We start from the raw sequence: 18,598 nt of genomic DNA on the forward strand, positions 1-18,598 counted from the left end.
ATACCGGATACGTCTCTTCGGACAACGAACGATTTCCGGCCAACCTTTTGACGCGGCCCTGACATCCCAGCGCTCAAGTGGCACTCTTCGACCGTTCTTCGCACCAGCCCGATCTGCCCGGAGGCCCACCCAGCCATCCGGAACCCCCCTTGCAGAAGGAGTCTGCGTTGAGTCCCACCCCCCAGCGGCGTGCCACCACGGCCGGCGCGCTTGTTGCCGCGGCCGCTCTCCTCGCCGTAGGCATCCAGACCGGATCCGCCAACGCCGACGCCACCGCGTCGCAGGCTGTTTCGGTCGCCCAGGTCAACCCCGGCGCGGAGAACCGCGCACTCAGCGCTTCGGAGCGTGCGACGCTCCTGGCCGAGGCCAACTCCACCACTGTGCAGGCGGCCAAGGCCCTCGGCCTCGGCGGCACGGAGAAGCTCGTCGTCCGCGACGTCGTCAAGGACGCGGACGGCACCACGCACACCACGTACGAGCGCACCTACGACGGCATACCGGTGCTCGGCGGTGACCTGACCGTCCACGCCAAGGGCGGCGTCACCAAGAGCGTCACCAAGGCCACCGACGCCGAGATCAAGGTCGCGGACACCAACGCCACCGTCACCCCGGCCTCGGCCGAGGGCTTGGCGGTCTCCTCCGCCAACGCCGAGGGCTCCAAGGACGCGAAGGCCTCCAAGGCCGCGCGCAAGGTGATCTGGGCCGCCTCCGGCGTCCCGGTCCTCGCCTTCGAGACCGTCGTCGGCGGCATCCAGCACGACGGCACCCCGAGCGAACTGCACGTGGTCACCAACGCCAAGACCGGCGCGAAGATCACCCAGTGGCAGGCCATCGAGACCGGCGTCGGCAACACGATGTACTCCGGCCAGGTCACGCTGGGCACCTCGGCCTCGGGCAGCAACTTCACGCTGACCGACGCCGGGCGCGGCAACCACAAGACCTACGACCTCAACGGGGGCACGGGCAGCGGCACGGGCACCCTCTTCACGGGCCCGGACGACACCTGGGGCAACGGTCTTCCCTCGAACCGGGAGACCGCCGGCGCCGACGCGCACTACGGCGCCCAGCTGACGTGGGACTACTACAAGAACGTGCACGGCCGCAACGGCCTGCGCAACGACGGCGTGGCCCCGTACACCCGGGTCCACTACGGCAACGCGTACGTCAACGCGTTCTGGAGCGACTCCTGCTTCTGCATGACCTACGGCGACGGCACGGGCAACGCCAAGCCGCTGACGTCGATCGACGTGGCCGCGCACGAGATGACCCACGGTCTGACCTCGGTCACCGGCAACATGACCTACTCCGGTGAGTCCGGCGGCCTCAACGAGGCGACCTCCGACATCATGGCGGCGGCCGTCGAGTTCAACGCCAACAACGCCAACGACGTCGGCGACTACCTGGTCGGCGAGAAGATCGACATCCGCGGCAACGGCACCCCGCTGCGCTACATGGACAAGCCGAGCAAGGACGGCTCGTCCAAGGACGCGTGGTACTCGGGCATCGGCTCCATCGACGTCCACTACTCCTCGGGCCCGGCCAACCACTGGTACTACCTGGCCTCCGAGGGCTCCGGCGCCAAGGTCGTCAACGGGGTGAGCTACGACTCGCCGACCTCCGACGGGCTCCCGGTCACCGCGATCGGCCGCGACGCCGCCTCGAAGATCTGGTTCCGCGCGCTGACGGTCGGCTACTTCAAGTCGACCACCAACTACGCCGACGCCCGCGTCCAGACCCTGAAGGCCGCCGCCGACCTCTACGGTGCGGGCTCGGTCACGTACAACAACGCGGCCAACGCCTGGGCGGCCATCAACGTCGGCGCCCGCATCCCCGTCGGCGTCTCGGTCACCAACCCCGGTAGCCAGAACACCGTCACGGGCAGCGCCGTCAGCCTCCAGATCCAGGCCAGCAGCAGCAACGCCGGCGCCCTGAGCTACGCGGCTTCCGGTCTGCCGACCGGTCTGTCGATCAACTCCTCGACCGGCCTGATCACCGGGACCGCCTCCACCGCCGGTACGTACAACACGACGGTCACGGTGACGGACTCGGCGAACCAGACCGGTACGGCGTCCTTCGCCTGGACCGTCGGCACCTCGCAGCAGACGGTGTTCGAGAACACCGCCGACTACGCGATCGCCGACAACGCGACGGTCGAGTCCCCGATCACCGTGAACCGCACGGGCAACGCCCCGAGCACCCTCAAGGTGGACCTCAACATCCTCCACACGTACATCGGTGACCTGAAGGTCGACCTCGTCGCCCCCGACGGCACCCTGTACAACCTGCACAACCGGACCGGTGGCAGCGCGGACAACATCATCAAGTCCGTCACGGTCAACGCCTCCTCCGAGGTCGCCCAGGGCGTGTGGAAGCTCCGGGTCAACGACAACGCGAACCTCGACACCGGAAAGATCGACAGCTGGAAGCTCACCTTCTGACCCCCACCGGGGTCCGTCCGTGAACCAGAGCTGAACCGCTAGACCACGGGGCCGCCCGGGAGAAGACCTCCCCGGGCGGCCCTGTTCCATGGGCCCCGTTCCATTGGGCCCCGGCCTGCGGGTCCACGTACCCCCAGGGCCGGGACCTTCGGCGCCCGTCGTCCGGCCGGGCCGGCGTCATAGTGGAAATCAGCGAACCTACGGAACCGTAGGTTCGGGTGATTCCGAGGACGTGACCCATGCCGCAGACCCCCACGAACACCCCCGCCGCGCAGCACCCCTGGCTCATCCAGGGCGGCATGGGCGTCGGAGTCTCCGGCTGGAGGCTGGCCAGGGCCGTCTCCGGCGAGGGCCAGCTGGGCGTGGTCTCCGGCACGGCCCTGGACGTCGTACTGGCCCGCGTGCTGCAGACCGGCGACCCCGGCGGCCACGCCCGCCGGGCACTGGCGGCCTTCCCGCTGCCGGAGCTCGCCCAGTCCGCCCTCGACCTCTACTTCCGCGAGGAAGGCCTCGCGGACGGCGTGGCGATGCGCACCACCCCGCGACTGCGGGCGACGGGCGGATCGCAGGCCGAGATCCTCACCGTCCTCGGCAACTTCGTCGAGGTCTGGCTCGCCAAGGAGGGACATGACGGTGTCGTCGGCATCAACTACCTGGAGAAGATCCAGCTCGCCACAGCCCCCGCAATGTTCGGCGCGATCCTGGCAGGCGTCGACTACGTGCTCGTGGGCGCGGGAGTCCCCGGTCAGATCCCTGCCCTCGCCTCGAGGCTGGCGCGCTACGAACGCTGCGTGACCAAGATCCACGTGGAGGCGGGGCCGCACGGGGACGAGCCCCTGGAGCACCTCTTCGACCCCGCGGCCCTGCTCGCCGGGCACCTGCCCGGCCCGCTGCGCCGCCCCCACGTGCTGGCCATCGTCTCGCTCCCGGTGCTGGCCACCTACCTGGCCCGGGACGAGATCACCCGCCCCGACGGCTTCGTGATAGAGACCAGCCAGGCCGGCGGGCACAGCGCCCCGCCGCGCGGTCCGATGAAGCTCGACGAGGACGGGGAGCCGGTCTACGGCCCGCGCGACAGCCCCGACCTCGCCAAGATGGCGGCGCTCGGGCTGCCGTTCTGGCTCGCGGGCGGCCAGGCCAGCCCCGAGGCCGTGGCCGGGGCGCTCGCGGAGGGCGCGGCCGGGGTCCAGGTCGGCAGCGCGTTCGCCCTGTGCGAGGAGTCGGGGATGGCCCGCCACCTGCGCGAGGAGCTGCTGGACCAGGCCCACGCCGGCACCCTCTCGGTCCGCAACGACCCCGAGGCCTCCCCGACTTCCTTCCCGTTCAAGGTGGCGGACCTGCCGGGGACGGTCTCCGAGCCGGAGGTGTCCGAGGCCCGGCGCCGGGTCTGCGACCTCGGCTTCCTGCGCACTCCCGTACGGGGTCCGCGCGGTGTGGTCTACCGGTGCGCGGCCGAGCCGGTCGCCGCGTACGTCCGCAAGGGCGGCGAGGCGTCCGACACCAAGGGCCGCCAGTGCCTGTGCAACGGCCTGCTGGCCACGATCGGGCTGGCCCAGCGCCGGCCGCACGGCCGGGTGGAACCCCCGCTGGTGACGATCGGCAAGGACCTGTCGTTCCTCCCGCAGCTCGCTCCGGACGCCGAGGCCTACACGGCCGCGGACGTGGTGCACTGGCTCGCGGCGGGCGCGGAGCGGCCCGCCGGCCGTTGAGGCACCGAGACAGATGAAGGGCCCGGCTCCCCCAGGGGAGCCGGGCCCTCGGCACGTCCGTGGGATCAGCCGATGGAGCCGAAGACCGAGTCGAGGATGGCCGAGGTCTCGTCGGCCGGTGCGGCGGCGGCGCGCCCGCCGATGCTGCGGTCCTCGTCGTCGCGCCAGTCGTCACGGCCGTCGTCGTCGTACCGTCCATCGTGGCGGCCGTGGTGGTGCTCGTCGTCGGTCGGCTTGAAGAACACCGAGCGGACCGCCAGGTCGTCCGCCCGCTCGCCCGGCTCCAGCGTCTCCACGGCCTGGCCGCCGCAGGAGCGGTCCTCGAACAGCACCGCCAGCGAATCCGTGTCATTGCGCACCTGGAAGGCCGGGTGGTTCCGGGAAGCGTTCGTCAGCTGGTAGCAGGTGTCGTTGTCGGCGGGCTCGATCCGGCCGTGCCGCGTGTCACCGTTGTCGCTGTACCGGTAGTGCAGCGTGCCGAGGTTCTCGCGGTCGTCGTGGTCGTTGGCGTACGACAGCCCGGCGGTCGGCAGGACCAGCGCGAGGGCTCCTACGAGTGCGGTGGCGGTGGTGCGAAGACGCATGGGGGGAGTCCGTTCCTCGGGTTCCTCGGATGCCTGGTGCGGTGGGCATCCGCGGGCAGCGTAGGAGCGGACGCACGCGAAGAAACGATTCGGCACGGCAGCGCGTTCGAAGGTTCACCCTCACGGTCCCCTCCGGAACCGAACGCGCGAACGCCCCGGATCCGGGCTGGATCCGGGGCGTACGGGCCACTCAGACGGCGGCGCTTCCGGCCGCCCGGTCCGCCGCCCCGGAGCCCTGACCCGGCACCGGCACCGGCACCGGCACCGGCACCGGCACCGGCACCGGCTCCGGCACCGCGGCCGGAGCACCGGCGGGAGCGTGAGCGGCAGAGGGAGCCGCAGCAATGGCGGCCGGCCTGCGGACCAGCACGAACAGGACCAGCGCCCCCGCCAGGCCCATCGCCCCCGAGACCCAGAAGGTGTCGCGCAGCCCGTTCGCGAAGGCCGCCTCCACCCAGGGCCCGGCCCCCGGAACGGTGTCCAGCAGCCGTGCCGCCCCGCCGCCGGCCAGCGCCGCGGCCGTGCCCTGCGGCTGCCCGGAGCCGGCGAGGCCGTCGGCCAGCCCGGTGTGGAAGACCGCGCCGAGCACCGCGATGCCCAGGGCCATGCCCAGCTGTCGCGCGGTGTTCAGCGCACCGCCCGCCATTCCCGCCCGGGCCGGGGGCACGGCCCCCATCGCGGCGGCGGCCAGGGCCGGGGAGATCAGTCCGACGCCCACGCCGGTGACGGCCAGGCCCGGCACCAGCGCCGTCCAGCCGTCGCCCGCGTCCAGCATCCAGCCCTGGAGCAGTGCCCCGGCCCCGATGAGGAGCAGTCCGCCGCCGATGGTGATCCGGGGGGAGGCCCCGTGCAGGAGCTTGCCGGAGGCCGCGGCGACGACGAAGCCGGCCAGGCTCAGCGGCAGCAGGGCCAGTCCGGCCCCGACCGGTCCCATGCCCTCGCCGGTCTGCAGCCACAGGGAGACGTACATCAGGTACCCGAAGGCGGCGCCGGACATCAGCAGCGATGCGGTCATCACGGCGACGAAGACCGGACTGCGGAAGAGCGAGAGGTCCAGCATCGGGCGGGAGCCGCGCAGTTCGACGAGGACGAAGGCGGCGAAGGAGGCCGCGCCCAGGGCGAACAGGCCGAGGGTGCCGGCGGAGGTCCAGCCGTTCTCGCCGCCGCGGATGAGGGCGTAGGTGACGGCCGCGGCGCCGGCGGTGAAGGTGGCCATGCCGGGCAGGTCCAGGCCCTTGGCGTGCGGGTCGCGGGACTCGGTGACGGCCTTGAGGGTGACGTACACGGCGAGGGCGCAGACCGGGAGGTTGATGAAGAAGATCCAGCGCCAGCCGAACTGCTCGGTGAGCAGCCCGCCGATGATCGGGCCGGCCGCGGCGGCCGCTCCGTTGACCGCGCCCCAGACGCCGAAGGCGACGCCCCGGTCGCGGCCCTGGTAGGCGGAGCTGAGCAGGGCCATGGTGGTGGCGAACATCGCGGCGCCGCCGATGCCCTGGACGGCGCGGAAGGCGATGAGCGCGGCCGGGCCCTGGGCCAGGCCGCAGGCGAGGGAGGCGGCGGCGAAGAGTCCGAGCCCGCCGAGGTAGACGCGGCGCCGGCCGATCCGGTCGGCGAGCGATCCGGCGCCGAGCAGCAGGGCGGCCAGGGCGAGGGCGTAGCCGTCCATCACCCACTGGAGTCCGGAGAACCCGGTCCGCATGTCGGCGGCCATGTCGGGCAGGGCGACGGTCACGATCGTGACGTCGACCAGGAGCATGAAGGCTCCGAGACACACCGCCGTCAACGGCAGCCATTTGCGCATGGGGGTACTCCTGGGATGTCCGAAGGCAGGGGTGGGACGGGGCGGAGAACCGGTGGGCGGCCGGCGGCCACCGGGGCCCGGCGGGGCACGGCTTCCGCTTCCCACACGGTGCCAGCACGCCGCGGCCCACCCCCACCCAGCAGCCCTCCGGCGGCGGATTTCACCCACGGCCGGGTCTGTGATGATGGAAACCGTGAACGAAACGGAGCTGGACCCGCTCGACCGGTCCCTGGTCCAGGCCCTCACGATCGACGGCCGGGCCCCCTTCAGCCGGCTGGCCGAGGTGCTGGAGGTCTCCGACCAGACCGTCGTACGGCGCTACCGGCGGCTGCGGACCACCGGCCTGATCCGGGTCGTCGGGCTGCCGCTGGGCAGCCGGGTCGGACTGTTCGAGTCCTGGCTCCGGGTGCAGTGCGCCCCCGACGCCGCGCTCCCGGTGGCCGAGGCGCTCGCCCGCCGCCCGGACATCGCGTGGGTGACCCTGGGCTCGGGCGGTACCGAGATCCATTGCATGACCCGGGCCCGTACCCGCCAGGACCGGGACGCCCTGCTGCTGGAGAAGCTGCCGCGGACCCGCCGGGTGACCGGCGTGAGCGCCCACACCATCCTGCGGAAGTTCTTCGGCGGCCCCGACGCCTGGGTGGGCCTGGACGTCCTGCGCCCCGACCGGACGGCGGCCCTGGAACGGCCCGCCGCGCAGCCGGGGCCGCAGCGGTACGCGCTCGACGAGGCGGAGCTGGCCCTGCTCTCGGTGCTGGGCCGGGACGGCCGCGCGGGGTACCCGGAACTGGCGCGAGCCAGTGGTCTGTCGGAGTCCACCGCGCGGCGCAGGCTGGAGCGGCTGCGCGAGGTGGGGGCGGTCTTCTTCGACGTGGAGTTCGTCCCGGCGCTCTTCGGCTACGAGGCGGAGGCGACGATCGTGCTGACCGTCCCGCCGGCCCGGCTGGCGCAGGTGGGGGCGGCGCTGGCGGGCCACCGCGAGGTGGCCTTCGCGGCGGCCGTGACCGGGGCCGCCTCGCTGATGGCGGTGGTGGTGTGCCGGGACACGGACGCGCTGTACACGTACCTGACCGAGCGGATCGGCGCGGTGGACGGGGTGGGGCAGGTGGAGGTGATCCCGGCCCTGCGCAGCGTCAAGCGGGCCGGGATGCTGGTGGAGGACGGGCGGCTGGTGGATCCGCCGCCCGCCCCCTGAACACCTGCTGCCGAGCGGCCGGGGCCGTCAGCGCAGCACCACGCCGCCTCCCGCGTCGGTGTCGGTGCCCGTGGCGGGGCCCGCGACCAGGCCCAGTTCGGCCGGGGTCGCCAGCAGTGGGTGCGCCGGCATGATCCGTACGGTGTAGCCGAAGGGCCCCGTACGGTCGAGGGCGAGCGGGCCCTCGTACAGCCAGCGGCCCTCCAGGTCGGGTCCGCCGGCGGGCTTGAGCGGGAAGGCCCGCCCGCTCTGGATCACGTCCTGCGCGTCGACCCGGCCCGCGACGGCCTGGACCTCCACGTCCTCGGGGGCCAGGGCGTCGAGGGAGACCTGCACGCGCAGGGTGAGGGTGGCCCCGAGTTCGGCGGTGCCGCCGACCGGACCCGCCGTCAGGGCTTCCACGTGCTCGACGGTGAGCTGCGGCCAGGCCGCGCGGACCCGCCCCTTCCACCAGGCGAGGTCCCGCGCCGCGTCCGGGGTCAGGGCGCGGTGGGAGAGCGCGGCCGGAGCGTAGAGCCGCTCCACGTACTCCCGCACCATGCGGCCCGCGAGCACCTTGGGTCCCAGCGAGACGAGGGTGCGCCGGACCATCTCGATCCACCGCACCGGGAGTCCGGCCTGTCCGGCCCGGTCGTAGAACCGGGGGGCGACCCGGCCCTCGATCAGGTCGTAGAGGGCGTTCGCCTCCAGGTCGTCGCGGCGGTCCTCGTCGGCGCCGAGTCCGTCGGCGGTCGGGATGGCCCAGCCGAAGTCCGGCTCGAACCATTCGTCCCACCAGCCGTCCAGGACGGACAGGTTGAGGCAGCCGTTCAGGGCCGCCTTCATCCCGCTGGTGCCGCAGGCCTCCAGCGGGCGCAGCGGGTTGTTGAGCCAGACGTCGCAGCCCGGGTAGAGCTTCTGGGCCATGGCCATGCCGTAGTCGGGCAGGAACACGATCCGGTGGCGCACGCGGGGGTCGTCCGCGAACCTCACCAGCTCCTGGACCAGCCGCTTCCCGCCGTCGTCGGCCGGGTGCGCCTTGCCCGCGACCACGATCTGCACGGGCCGGTCCGGGTCCAGCAGCAGGCGGCGCAGCCGGTCGGGGTCGCGCAGCATCAGCGTGAGCCGCTTGTAGGACGGCACCCGGCGGGCGAACCCGATGGTCAGCACGTCGGGGTCGAGCACGGAGTCCACCCAGCCCAGTTCGGCGGCGGCGGCCCCGCGCTGGCGCCAGGAGGCGCGCAGGCGGTCCCGTACCTCCTGGACGAGCTGTTCCCTGAGCACCCGGCGCAGGTCCCAGACGTCCTGGTCGGGGATGTCGGCGACGGCGTCCCAGCGCTGCGAGCCGCCGACGGAGAGCGCGTCCTCGGTGCGGCCGGCGCCGATCTGCTTCACGCCGAGCTTCACCACTTCGGGCGCCACCCAGGTCGGGGCGTGCACGCCGTTGGTGACCGAGGTGATGGGCACGTCGACGGGGTCGAATCCCGGCCACAGCCCGGCGAACATCTCGCGGCTGACGGCGCCGTGCAGGGTGGAGACCCCATTGGCCCGCTGGGCGAGGCGCAGGCCCATCACCGCCATGTTGAACACCCCGGGGTCGCCGCCGGGGTACGTCTCGGCGCCGAGGGCCAGGATCCGGTCGACGGGTACGCCGGCCAGTTCGCCGCCGTCGCCGAAGTGGCGGGCGACCAGGGCCCGGTCGAAGCGGTCGATGCCGGCGGGGACGGGGGTGTGCGTGGTGAACACGGTGCCGGCCCGGACGGCTTCGACGGCGGCGTCGAAGCCGAGTCCCTGCGCTCCCTCCAGTTCCCTTATGCGCTCGAGTCCCAGGAACCCGGCGTGGCCCTCGTTGGTGTGGAAGACCTCGGGGTCGGGATGCCCGGTGATCCGGCAGTAGGCGCGCACCGCCCGGACCCCGCCGATGCCGAGGAGCATCTCCTGGAGCAGCCGGTGGTCGCTGCCGCCGCCGTAGAGCCGGTCGGTCACCTCGCGGGCGACGGCGTCGTTGTCCTCGACGTCGGAGTCGAGGAGCAGCAGCGGCACCCGGCCGACGCGGGCCTGCCACACGTGGGCGTGCAGGGCCCGGCCGCCGGGGAGGCTCAGGGACACCCGCGCGGGGGTCCCGTCCTCCTCGCGCACCAGCGCGAGGGGCAGTTCGTTGGGGTCGAGGACCGGATAGTGCTCCTGCTGCCAGCCGTCCCGGGAGAGGGACTGGCGGAAGTAGCCGTGCCGGTAGAGCAGTCCGACACCGATGAGGGGGACGCCTAGGTCGCTGGCGGCCTTGAGGTGGTCCCCGGCGAGGATGCCGAGTCCGCCGGAGTACTGGGGCAGGGCGGCGGTGATTCCGAACTCGGGCGAGAAGTAGGCGATGCCGGCGGGCAGCTCGGCTGCGGCCTCGTGGCTCTGGTACCACCTCCCGCCGTGGACGTAGTCATCGAGGTCGGCGGCGGCGACGGCGAGCCTGCGCAGGAACCGCCGGTCCCCGGCGAGCTCGGCGATCCGCGCGGCGGACACGGCGCCGAGCAGCCGGACGGGATCCCCGCCGGCGGCTTGCCAGCCCTCGGGATCGACGGATTGGAAGAGTTCACGGGTCTCGGCGTGCCAGGACCAGCGCAGGTTGCGCGCGAGGTCGGCGAGCGGCGAGAGGGTCTCGGGGAGGACGGGGCGCACGGTGAATCGACGGATAGCCTTCACGCGTTCCACCTTCGCAGGGGATTACGGATCGGAGCGGCCGCACCACGCTGTGCACCGCGAGCGTCACCCTCGGAAGGCTAGCGCCCCGACTCCTCCCGGACCATGCCGCCTCCGGCGGGCGGCCGCGGGCCGGTGGACATCCGGTAGTCCTCTCCGAGTTGACGGAGCATGGGCGGGTGTCGGGCCGGGGAGACCGGGCAGGCGTTCCACTACGTACGAGTAGTTAACCGAGCACGCGGGTTGGGCCGGGCTGGAGTGGGAAGGGCTCCCCGGGTACGCGCACGGCGCACCTCCCCCCGACCTCTCCCGCCACCCGAGTGAACGCGGACAGGAGCGGCCATGCCCGCAGCCCAGCCGTCTTCCGAGCGGCTAGAAACAGAGCGAACAGAGCGTGCACTACCAGCTGCCTTGCCGGCTGGCCTGTTGTCACCGAGCCCTGCGAACTGCCCCCAGGTGATCCCATCATGATCGGTCGCATTCCCGTGCTGGACGTCCGCCCCGCCGTCGACTGCGGCGTCAGACCCGCCAAGGCGGTCGTGGACGAGGTCTTCGAGATTTCCGCCACCGTGTTCCGCGAGGGGCACGACGCCGTGGCGGCCCATGTCGTCCTCCGAGATCCGAGCGGGCGGCTGCGGCCCCCCGTGCCCCTGTCCGAGCTCGCTCCCGGTACCGACCGGTGGGGGGCGCGGGTGTCCGCCGAGATCGAGGGGAGGTGGACTTACACCGTCGAGGCGTGGAGCGACCCGGTGGGCACCTGGCGGGCCCACGCGGCGGTGAAGATCCCGGCCGGGATCGACACCGGGCTCACCCTCCTGGAAGGCGCCGAGCTCTACGAGCGGGCCGCCGCGAAGATTCCCAAGCGGGACGGCCGTGAGCACGTGCTGGCCGCGGCGGACGTGATGCGCGACGAGGACCGGCCCGTCGCCGAGCGGTACGCGGCCGCCCTCGGCCCGCGCATCGACGCGCTGCTGGCGAAGCGCCCGCTCCGGGAGCTGGTGACGGCCTCCAAGCCGCTGCCGCTGCTGATCGAGCGCAAGCGGGCCCTCTTCGGTTCCTGGTACGAGATGTTCCCCCGGTCGGAGGGGGCGGTGCTGGAGCCCGGCGAGGCTCCCGTCAGCGGGACCTTCCGGACCGCCGCCGAGCGGCTTCCCGCCGTCGCCGCGATGGGCTTCGACGTGGTGTACCTGCCGCCGATCCACCCGATCGGGAGCACGTACCGCAAAGGTCCGAACAACACGCTGTCCGCGGGGAGTTGGGACCCGGGTGTGCCCTGGGCCATCGGCTCCACCGAGGGGGGCCACGACGCGGTCCACCCCGAGCTCGGCACCATCGAGGACTTCGACGCCTTCGTCGCCAGGGCCCGCGAGCTGCGCATCGAGGTGGCGCTCGACTTCGCCCTGCAGTGCTCCCCGGACCACCCGTGGGTGGAGAAGCACCCGGAGTGGTTCCGGCACCGCGCCGACGGGACGATCGCGTACGCGGAGAACCCGCCGAAGAAGTACCAGGACATCGTCCCGATCCACTTCGACGCCGACATGGCCGGCATCGTCGGGGAGACGGTGCGGATCCTGCGGCACTGGATGGAGCACGGCGTCCGGATCTTCCGGGTCGACAACCCGCACACCAAGCCGGTGGTCTTCTGGCAGAAGGTGATCGCGGACATCAACAAGTCCGACCCCGACGTGATCTTCCTCGCCGAGGCCTTCACCCGCCCCGCGATGATGCGGGCGCTGGCCGCCGTCGGCTTCCAGCAGTCCTACACGTACTTCACCTGGCGCAACACCAAGGCCGAGCTGACCGAGTACCTGACCGAGCTCGCGGACACCCGCTCCGCCTCCGTCATGCGGCCGAATTTCTTCGTCAACACCCCCGACATCCTGCACGCATACCTTCAGCACGGCGGCCGCCCCGCCTTCGAGGTCCGCGCGGTCCTCGCCGCCACGCTCTCCCCCACCTGGGGGGTCTACGCCGGTTACGAGCTCTGCGAGAACACCCCGGTCGAGGAGGGCAGCGAGGAGTACCTGAACTCCGAGAAGTACGAGCTGCGCCCGCGCGACTGGGCCGCCGCCGACCGCGAGGGCCGCACCATCGCCCCGCTGATCACCTCCCTGAACCGGCTGCGCCGGCGCAACCCTGCGCTCCAGCAGCTGCGCGACATCCATTTCCACCCGACCGACAACGAACAAGTGATCGCCTATTCGAAGCACGCGGGGAGCAATTCCGTACTGGTGGTCGTCAACCTCGATCCGCACCACACCCAGGAGGCGACGGTCTCGTTGGACATGCCGGTACTCGGCCTCGACTGGCACGGGTCCCTCGCGGTGCGCGACGAGCTCACCGGCGAGACCTATCACTGGGGCAGGGCCAACTACGTGCGCCTGGAACCGGGCCGCACGCCCGCGCACGTACTGGCGGCTCTGCGACCGTCCCCGCCCACCGGAGGGTCACCCATCTCATGATGATCAACGATCCCGTCCCCGACACCTTCGAGGACACCCCCGCCAAGGACCGCGATCCCGACTGGTTCAAGCGGGCGGTCTTCTACGAGGTCCTCGTACGGTCCTTCCACGACAGCAACGGCGACGGCGTGGGTGACCTCAAGGGGCTCACCGCCAAACTGGACTACCTCCAGTGGCTCGGCGTCGACTGCCTGTGGCTGCCGCCGTTCTTCGCCTCTCCCCTGCGCGACGGGGGCTACGACGTCGCCGACTACACCTCCGTGCTGCCCGAATTCGGCGACCTCGCCGACTTCGTGGAGTTCGTGGACGCGGCGCACACCCGCGGCATGCGGGTGATCATCGACTTCGTGATGAACCACACGAGCGATCAGCACGAGTGGTTCCAGCAGTCCCGCAAGGACCCGGACGGTCCCTACGGCGACTACTACATGTGGGCCGACAACGACAAGCAGTTCCAGGACGCCCGCATCATCTTCGTCGACACCGAGACGTCGAACTGGACGTACGACCCGGTCCGCAAGCAGTACTACTGGCACCGGTTCTTCTCCCACCAGCCGGACCTCAACTACGAGAACCCGGCCGTCGTCGAGGAGATCGTCTCCGCGCTGCGCTTCTGGCTCGACCTCGGGATCGACGGCTTCCGCCTCGACGCCGTGCCCTACCTGTACGCCGAGGAGGGCACCAACTGCGAGAACCTGCCGCGCACCCACACCCTCCTCAAGGCGGTCCGCGCCGAGATCGACGCGCACTACCCGGACACCGTGCTGCTCGCCGAGGCGAACCAGTGGCCCGAGGACGTCGTCGACTACTTCGGGGACTTCGAGAAGGGCGGGGACGAGTGCCACATGGCCTTCCACTTCCCCGTCATGCCGCGCATCTTCATGGCGGTCCGAAGAGAGTCCCGCTACCCGGTCTCCGAAATCCTGGCGAAGACCCCGGCGATCCCGGACCGCTGCCAGTGGGGCATCTTCCTGCGCAACCACGACGAGCTCACGCTCGAAATGGTCACCGACGAAGAGCGCGACTACATGTACGCCGAATACGCCAAGGACCCGCGGATGCGGGCCAACATCGGCATCCGGCGCCGGCTCGCCCCCCTGCTGGACAACGACCGCAACCAGATGGAACTGTTCACCGCCCTGCTGCTGTCGCTGCCCGGTTCGCCGGTGCTGTACTACGGCGACGAGATCGGCATGGGCGACAACATCTGGCTCGGCGACCGCGACGGCGTGCGCACGCCGATGCAGTGGACCCCGGACCGCAACGCCGGTTTCTCCTCGTGCGATCCGGGCAGGCTGAACCTGCCGGTCATCATGGACCCGGTCCACGGGTACCAGGTGACCAATGTCGAAGCGGCGATGGCCTCACCGTCTTCGCTGCTGCACTGGACCCGCCGGATGATCGAGGTCCGCAAGGCCAACCCGGCCTTCGGACTGGGCTCGTACACCGAACTGCCCTCGTCCAACCCGGCGGTGCTCGCCTTCCTCCGTGAGTACGGGGACGACCTGGTGCTGTGCGTGCACAACTTCTCGCGCTTCGCGCAGCCCACCGAGCTGGACCTGCGGTCGTTCAACGGGCGGGTCCCGGTGGAACTCACCGGCGACGTCCGTTTCCCGCCGATCGGCGAATGGCCGTACCTGCTGACCCTGGCGGGCCACGGCTTCTACTGGTTCCGCCTGCGCTCGGAAGCGCAACCGCCGCGCGCGTAGACGCACGAGGGCGGGCGAATGGGTCAATCGCCCGCCCCTGTACGGACCCTTCTGACCCGACACTCGCTCACACCGGAGAAGCACACACCGCGATCCGGGACACTCTGCGCATTCTTTGACGGCCCGGGGAAAGGACGCGACGCCATGTCGGAGGCTGCATCCGCCCGGGATCGGCTCACCGCCGACCGGGCCGCCGGGCTCGGGCTCGGCCCCCTGGAACCGATGCTGCGGGCCTGGCTGCCCGCGCAGCGCTGGTTCGCGGGCAAGGGCCGCGCCATCGGACGGCTCAGGACCATCTCGGCGGCCGAACTGCTGCCGCCCGGATCCGCCGCCGGACTGCTGCACCTGCTGCTGGACGTGGACGGGGACTGCTACCAGCTCCTGCTCGGCATCCGCCCGAGCCCGCTGCCGCCGGCCCTCGCGCCCGCGCTGATCGGCCGCGCCGAGCAGGGCCCGTACGCCGGCCTGGCGGTCTACGAGGGACTGGGCGATCCGCGGCTCGCCTCGCTGCTGCTGGAGCGGCTGCGCTCCCCCGGCACCCTCGGACCGCTCCGCTTCGACCGGGATCCGGCCGCCGTGATCCCCGAGGCGCCCACCCCCCGGCCGCTGTCCGGGGAGCAGACCAACTCCTCGCTGATCTACGGGGATTCGTACATCCTGAAGATCTTCAGACGGGTCGGCCCCGGGGTCAATCCCGACCTGGAGCTGCCCCGGGCCCTGGCCGCCGCCGGCTGCGCCCGGGTGCCCGCGCCGGTCGCCTGGTACGAGGCCGAGCTGCCCGGCTCCGAACCGCTGACCCTGGGCGTGCTCCAGCCGTACCTGCGCGGCTCCGACGACGGCTGGCAGCTCGCGCTGCACCGGCTGCGCACCGGGGCCGACTTCACCGCCGAGGCGCACGCGCTCGGCCGGGCCACCGCCGAGGTGCACAGCGCACTGGCCGGGGCCCTGCCCACCGTCGCGCTGGGCCCGGAGCAGACGGCCCGGCTGGCCGCCGGGATGACGGCCCGGCTCGCCGCCACCGCCCGCGAGGTACCGGCCCTGCGCCCCTACGAGGCGGGGCTGCGCGGCGCCTTCGACGCACTGGCCGCCTCCCGCGGGACCGGGGTGTCCGCCCAGCGCATCCACGGGGACCTGCACCTGGGCCAGACCCTGCGCACCGCCGACGGCAGCTGGGCGCTGATCGACTTCGAGGGCGAGCCGGCCCGGCCGCTGGCCGACCGGCGCCGCCCCGAGCCGGCGGTCCGGGACATCGCCGGGATACTGCGCTCCTTCGACTACGCGGCCCGCTCGCACCGGCCGTTCGCCCCCGCCTGGGCGGACGACTGCCGGGCCGCCTTCTGCGAGGGCTACGCCCGCACGACCGGCCGGGACCCGCGCGAGGACCCCGTGCTCCTGCGCGCCTACGAGACCGACAAGGCGGTGTACGAGGCCCGCTACGAGTCCCGGCACCGCCCCGACTGGCTGCACGTGCCGATGGCGGCGATCCGGCGGCTCTCGGAGCCGCAGCGTCCGCCGTCGCACCGCACGCAGCTCCCCGCCCCAGGATCCCCCACCCTCCACCCGAAGCCCCCGAGGAGGCCGCTCGCGTGAGCGCCGCACGACAGCCGTCACCGACCGTCCGCGACGAAGCCAAGACCCGTGTCGACACCGCAGACGCCGTCGACACCGCCGAGCCCGTGAAGAAGCCCCGGGCCCCCAGGGCCCGGCGGGCGGCTCCGGCGCACGGGGTCCGGCCGGCGCCGGTGCTGGGCGCGGAGGAACGGGCCCGGCTGCTGGAGGGCCGCCACCACGATCCGCACGGGGTGCTCGGGGCCCGGGCCCAGCGGGGCGGGGTGTCCTTCCGGGTGCTGCGTCCGTACGCGAAGGCGGTCACCATCGTCGCCAAGGGGCTGCGGGCCGAGCTCCTCGACGAGGGCGACGGGCTGTTCTCCGGGCTGCTGCCGCTGGCCGGGGTGCCGGACTACCGGCTGCTGGTGACGTACGACAGCGACGAGGTGGAGGTCCACGACCCCTACCGGTTCCTGCCCGCGCTGGGCGAGCTCGACCTGCACCTGATCGGCGAGGGCCGGCACGAGGAGCTGTGGACGGCGCTCGGCGCGGAGCCGATGGAGCACCAGGGCGTGGCGGGCACCCGGTTCACGGTGTGGGCGCCGAACGCGCAGGGGGTGCGGGTCAGCGGGGACTTCTCGTACTGGGACTCGGTCGCCTACCCGATGCGCTCGCTCGGGGCGACCGGCGTGTGGGAGCTGTTCCTGCCCGGCGTCGGCGAGGGCGCCCTGTACAAGTACGACATCACCCGCCCGGACGGCTCGCACACCCTGCGCGCCGACCCGATGGCCAAGCACGCCGAGGTCCCGCCGGCCAACGCGTCGGTGGTGACGGCCTCCTCCTACGTCTGGCAGGACGCGGAGTGGATGGCCCGGCGCGGGGAGCGCCCGCCGCACCAGGCCCCCTTCTCCGTCTACGAGCTGCACCTGGCGTCCTGGCGGCCCGGGCTCTCGTACCGGCAGCTGGCCGAGCAGTTGCCGGCGTACGTCACGGAGCTGGGCTTCACGCACGTGGAGCTGATGCCGGTCGCCGAGCACCCCTTCGGCGGCTCCTGGGGCTACCAGGTCACCGGCTTCTACGCGCCGACCTCCCGGATGGGTACCCCGGACGACTTCCGGTTCCTGGTGGACGCGCTGCACCGGGCCGGGATCGGGGTGATCGTCGACTGGGTGCCGGCGCACTTCCCGCGCGACGACTGGGCGCTCGCCGAGTTCGACGGCCGGCCGCTGTACGAGCACCACGACCCGCAGCGGGCCGCGCACCCGGACTGGGGGACGCTGGAGTTCGACTACGGGCGCCGGGAGGTGCGCAACTTCCTGGTGGCCAATGCCGTGTACTGGTGCCAGGAGTTCCACGTGGACGGGCTGCGCGTGGACGCGGTGGCCTCGATGCTCTACCTCGACTACTCCCGCAAGGACGGCGAGTGGACGCCGAACGAGCACGGCGGGCGGGAGAACCTGGACGCGGTGGCGATGCTCCAGGAGATGAACGCGACCGTCTACCGGCGCTGCCCGGGCGTGGTGACGATCGCCGAGGAGTCCACGGCGTGGCCGGGCGTCACGCAGCCCACCGACACGGGCGGGCTCGGCTTCGGCCTGAAGTGGAACATGGGCTGGATGCACGACACCCTGCGGTACGCGTCGAAGGAGTCGGTGCACCGCAAGTACCACCACCACGACATGACCTTCGGGATGGTCTACGCGTTCAGCGAGAACTACGTGCTGCCGATCTCGCACGACGAGGTGGTGCACGGCAAGGGATCGCTGGTGTCGAAGATGCCCGGTGACTGGTGGCAGCAGCGGGCCGCGCACCGGGCGTACCTGGGCTTCATGTGGGCCCACCCGGGCAAGCAGCTGCTCTTCATGGGGCAGGAGTTCGCGCAGGGCTCGGAGTGGTCCGAGACGTACGGTCCGGACTGGTGGCTGCTGGACTCCTCGTACGCGGCGGCCGGTGACCACCGGGGCGTACGCAGCCTCGTGGGCGACCTGAACCGCACCTACCGGGCGGCTCCGGCCCTGTGGGAGCGGGACACCGTGCCGGAGGGCTTCGCCTGGGTGGAGGCGGACGCCGCGGAGGACAACGTCTTCGCCTTCCTCCGCTTCGCGCAGGACGGCTCGCAGCTGCTGTGCGTCTCGAACTTCTCGCCGGTGGTCCGGCACGGGTACCGGATCGGGGTCCCGGAAGAGGTGCCGCTGTGGCGGGAGGTCCTCAACACCGACCAGCAGCTCTACGGCGGCAGCGGCGTCCACCACACCCAGCCGGTGCGCCCCGAGCCGGTCCCCGCCCAGGGCCGGGCGGCGAGCCTGCGCCTGACCCTCCCGCCCCTGGCGACGGTCTGGCTCAGCCCGATGCCGCGCCGGTAGCGGCCAGGACCCCTTCCAGCTCCTGGAGGAGCCTGCGCTTGGCGCGGGCTCCGACCAGCTGCAGGACGGGCTCGCCGTCGTGGAAGACGAGCAGGGTCGGCATGGACAGCACGCCGTGG

Annotated in this window: 10 protein-coding genes and 1 pseudogene; 7 read left to right on the top strand and 4 right to left on the bottom strand. The window is 72.2% G+C overall.

Going from position 1 to position 18,598, the window contains the following annotated elements; all coding sequences use genetic code 11:
- Positions 1–167 precede the first annotated feature (167 nt).
- On the top strand, positions 168–2,438 hold the full coding sequence (locus OG898_RS04460) for a M4 family metallopeptidase (RefSeq protein ID WP_250744795.1): 2,271 nt from the start codon (positions 168–170) through the stop codon (positions 2,436–2,438).
- 239 nt (positions 2,439–2,677) lie between these two features.
- On the top strand, positions 2,678–4,147 hold the full coding sequence (locus OG898_RS04465) for a nitronate monooxygenase (RefSeq protein WP_266955094.1): 1,470 nt from the start codon (positions 2,678–2,680) through the stop codon (positions 4,145–4,147).
- Between the two features lie 65 nt (positions 4,148–4,212).
- Here the strand turns inward: OG898_RS04465 and OG898_RS04470 are convergent, their stop codons facing one another.
- Positions 4,213–4,731, bottom strand: a complete 519-nt coding sequence (locus OG898_RS04470) for a hypothetical protein (protein ID WP_250744793.1) — start codon at positions 4,729–4,731, stop codon at positions 4,213–4,215.
- Positions 4,732–4,921: 190 nt separating this feature from the next.
- Positions 4,922–6,532 carry an MFS transporter gene (locus OG898_RS04475; protein WP_266955096.1) on the bottom strand — a complete coding sequence of 537 codons (1,611 nt, stop codon included), beginning with the start codon at positions 6,530–6,532 and terminating at the stop codon, positions 4,922–4,924.
- Positions 6,533–6,716: 184 nt separating this feature from the next.
- Between OG898_RS04475 and OG898_RS04480 the strand changes: the two genes are divergently transcribed.
- Complete coding sequence (locus OG898_RS04480) at positions 6,717–7,727, top strand: Lrp/AsnC family transcriptional regulator (protein ID WP_266960076.1); 1,011 nt, start codon at positions 6,717–6,719, stop codon at positions 7,725–7,727.
- Positions 7,728–7,754: 27 nt separating this feature from the next.
- Here OG898_RS04480 and glgP read toward each other — a convergent pair whose 3' ends face one another.
- Positions 7,755–10,400: an alpha-glucan family phosphorylase gene (gene glgP / locus OG898_RS04485; RefSeq protein ID WP_250744791.1), complete on the bottom strand. Its 2,646-nt coding sequence runs from the start codon at positions 10,398–10,400 to the stop codon at positions 7,755–7,757.
- Positions 10,401–10,864: 464 nt separating this feature from the next.
- On the opposite strand from glgP, the gene OG898_RS04490 reads away from it, so the two are divergent.
- The 4 genes from OG898_RS04490 (at position 10,865) to glgB (ending at position 18,479) form a co-directional block, all read left to right on the top strand.
- Entirely contained in the window at positions 10,865–12,859 is a 1,995-nt protein-coding gene (locus OG898_RS04490; RefSeq protein ID WP_266955099.1) for an alpha-1,4-glucan--maltose-1-phosphate maltosyltransferase, read from the top strand.
- Positions 12,856–14,568, top strand: a complete 1,713-nt coding sequence (gene treS / locus OG898_RS04495) for a maltose alpha-D-glucosyltransferase (RefSeq protein WP_266955101.1) — start codon at positions 12,856–12,858, stop codon at positions 14,566–14,568. Before OG898_RS04490 ends, treS begins: the two co-directional genes overlap by 4 nt.
- 144 nt (positions 14,569–14,712) lie before the next feature.
- Positions 14,713–16,158: a phosphotransferase gene (locus tag OG898_RS04500; RefSeq protein WP_250744788.1), complete on the top strand. Its 1,446-nt coding sequence runs from the start codon at positions 14,713–14,715 to the stop codon at positions 16,156–16,158.
- Positions 16,155–18,479 (top strand): 1,4-alpha-glucan branching enzyme, encoded by a 2,325-nt coding sequence (gene glgB, locus OG898_RS04505; protein ID WP_323184814.1) that lies wholly within the window; start codon positions 16,155–16,157, stop codon positions 18,477–18,479. The genes OG898_RS04500 and glgB overlap by 4 nt, the downstream gene beginning before the upstream one ends.
- On the opposite strand, the pseudogene OG898_RS04510 reads toward glgB, so the two are convergent.
- Positions 18,457–18,597 (bottom strand): annotated as a pseudogene (locus tag OG898_RS04510) (thiol reductase thioredoxin); the annotation flags it as partial. The gene glgB and the pseudogene OG898_RS04510 sit on opposite strands and share 23 nt — an antisense overlap.
- Between the last annotated feature and the right edge of the window lies 1 nt (position 18,598).

This window comes from Streptomyces sp. NBC_00193 (genome assembly GCF_026342735.1).
Classification (GTDB): domain Bacteria; phylum Actinomycetota; class Actinomycetes; order Streptomycetales; family Streptomycetaceae; genus Streptomyces; species Streptomyces stoeckheimensis.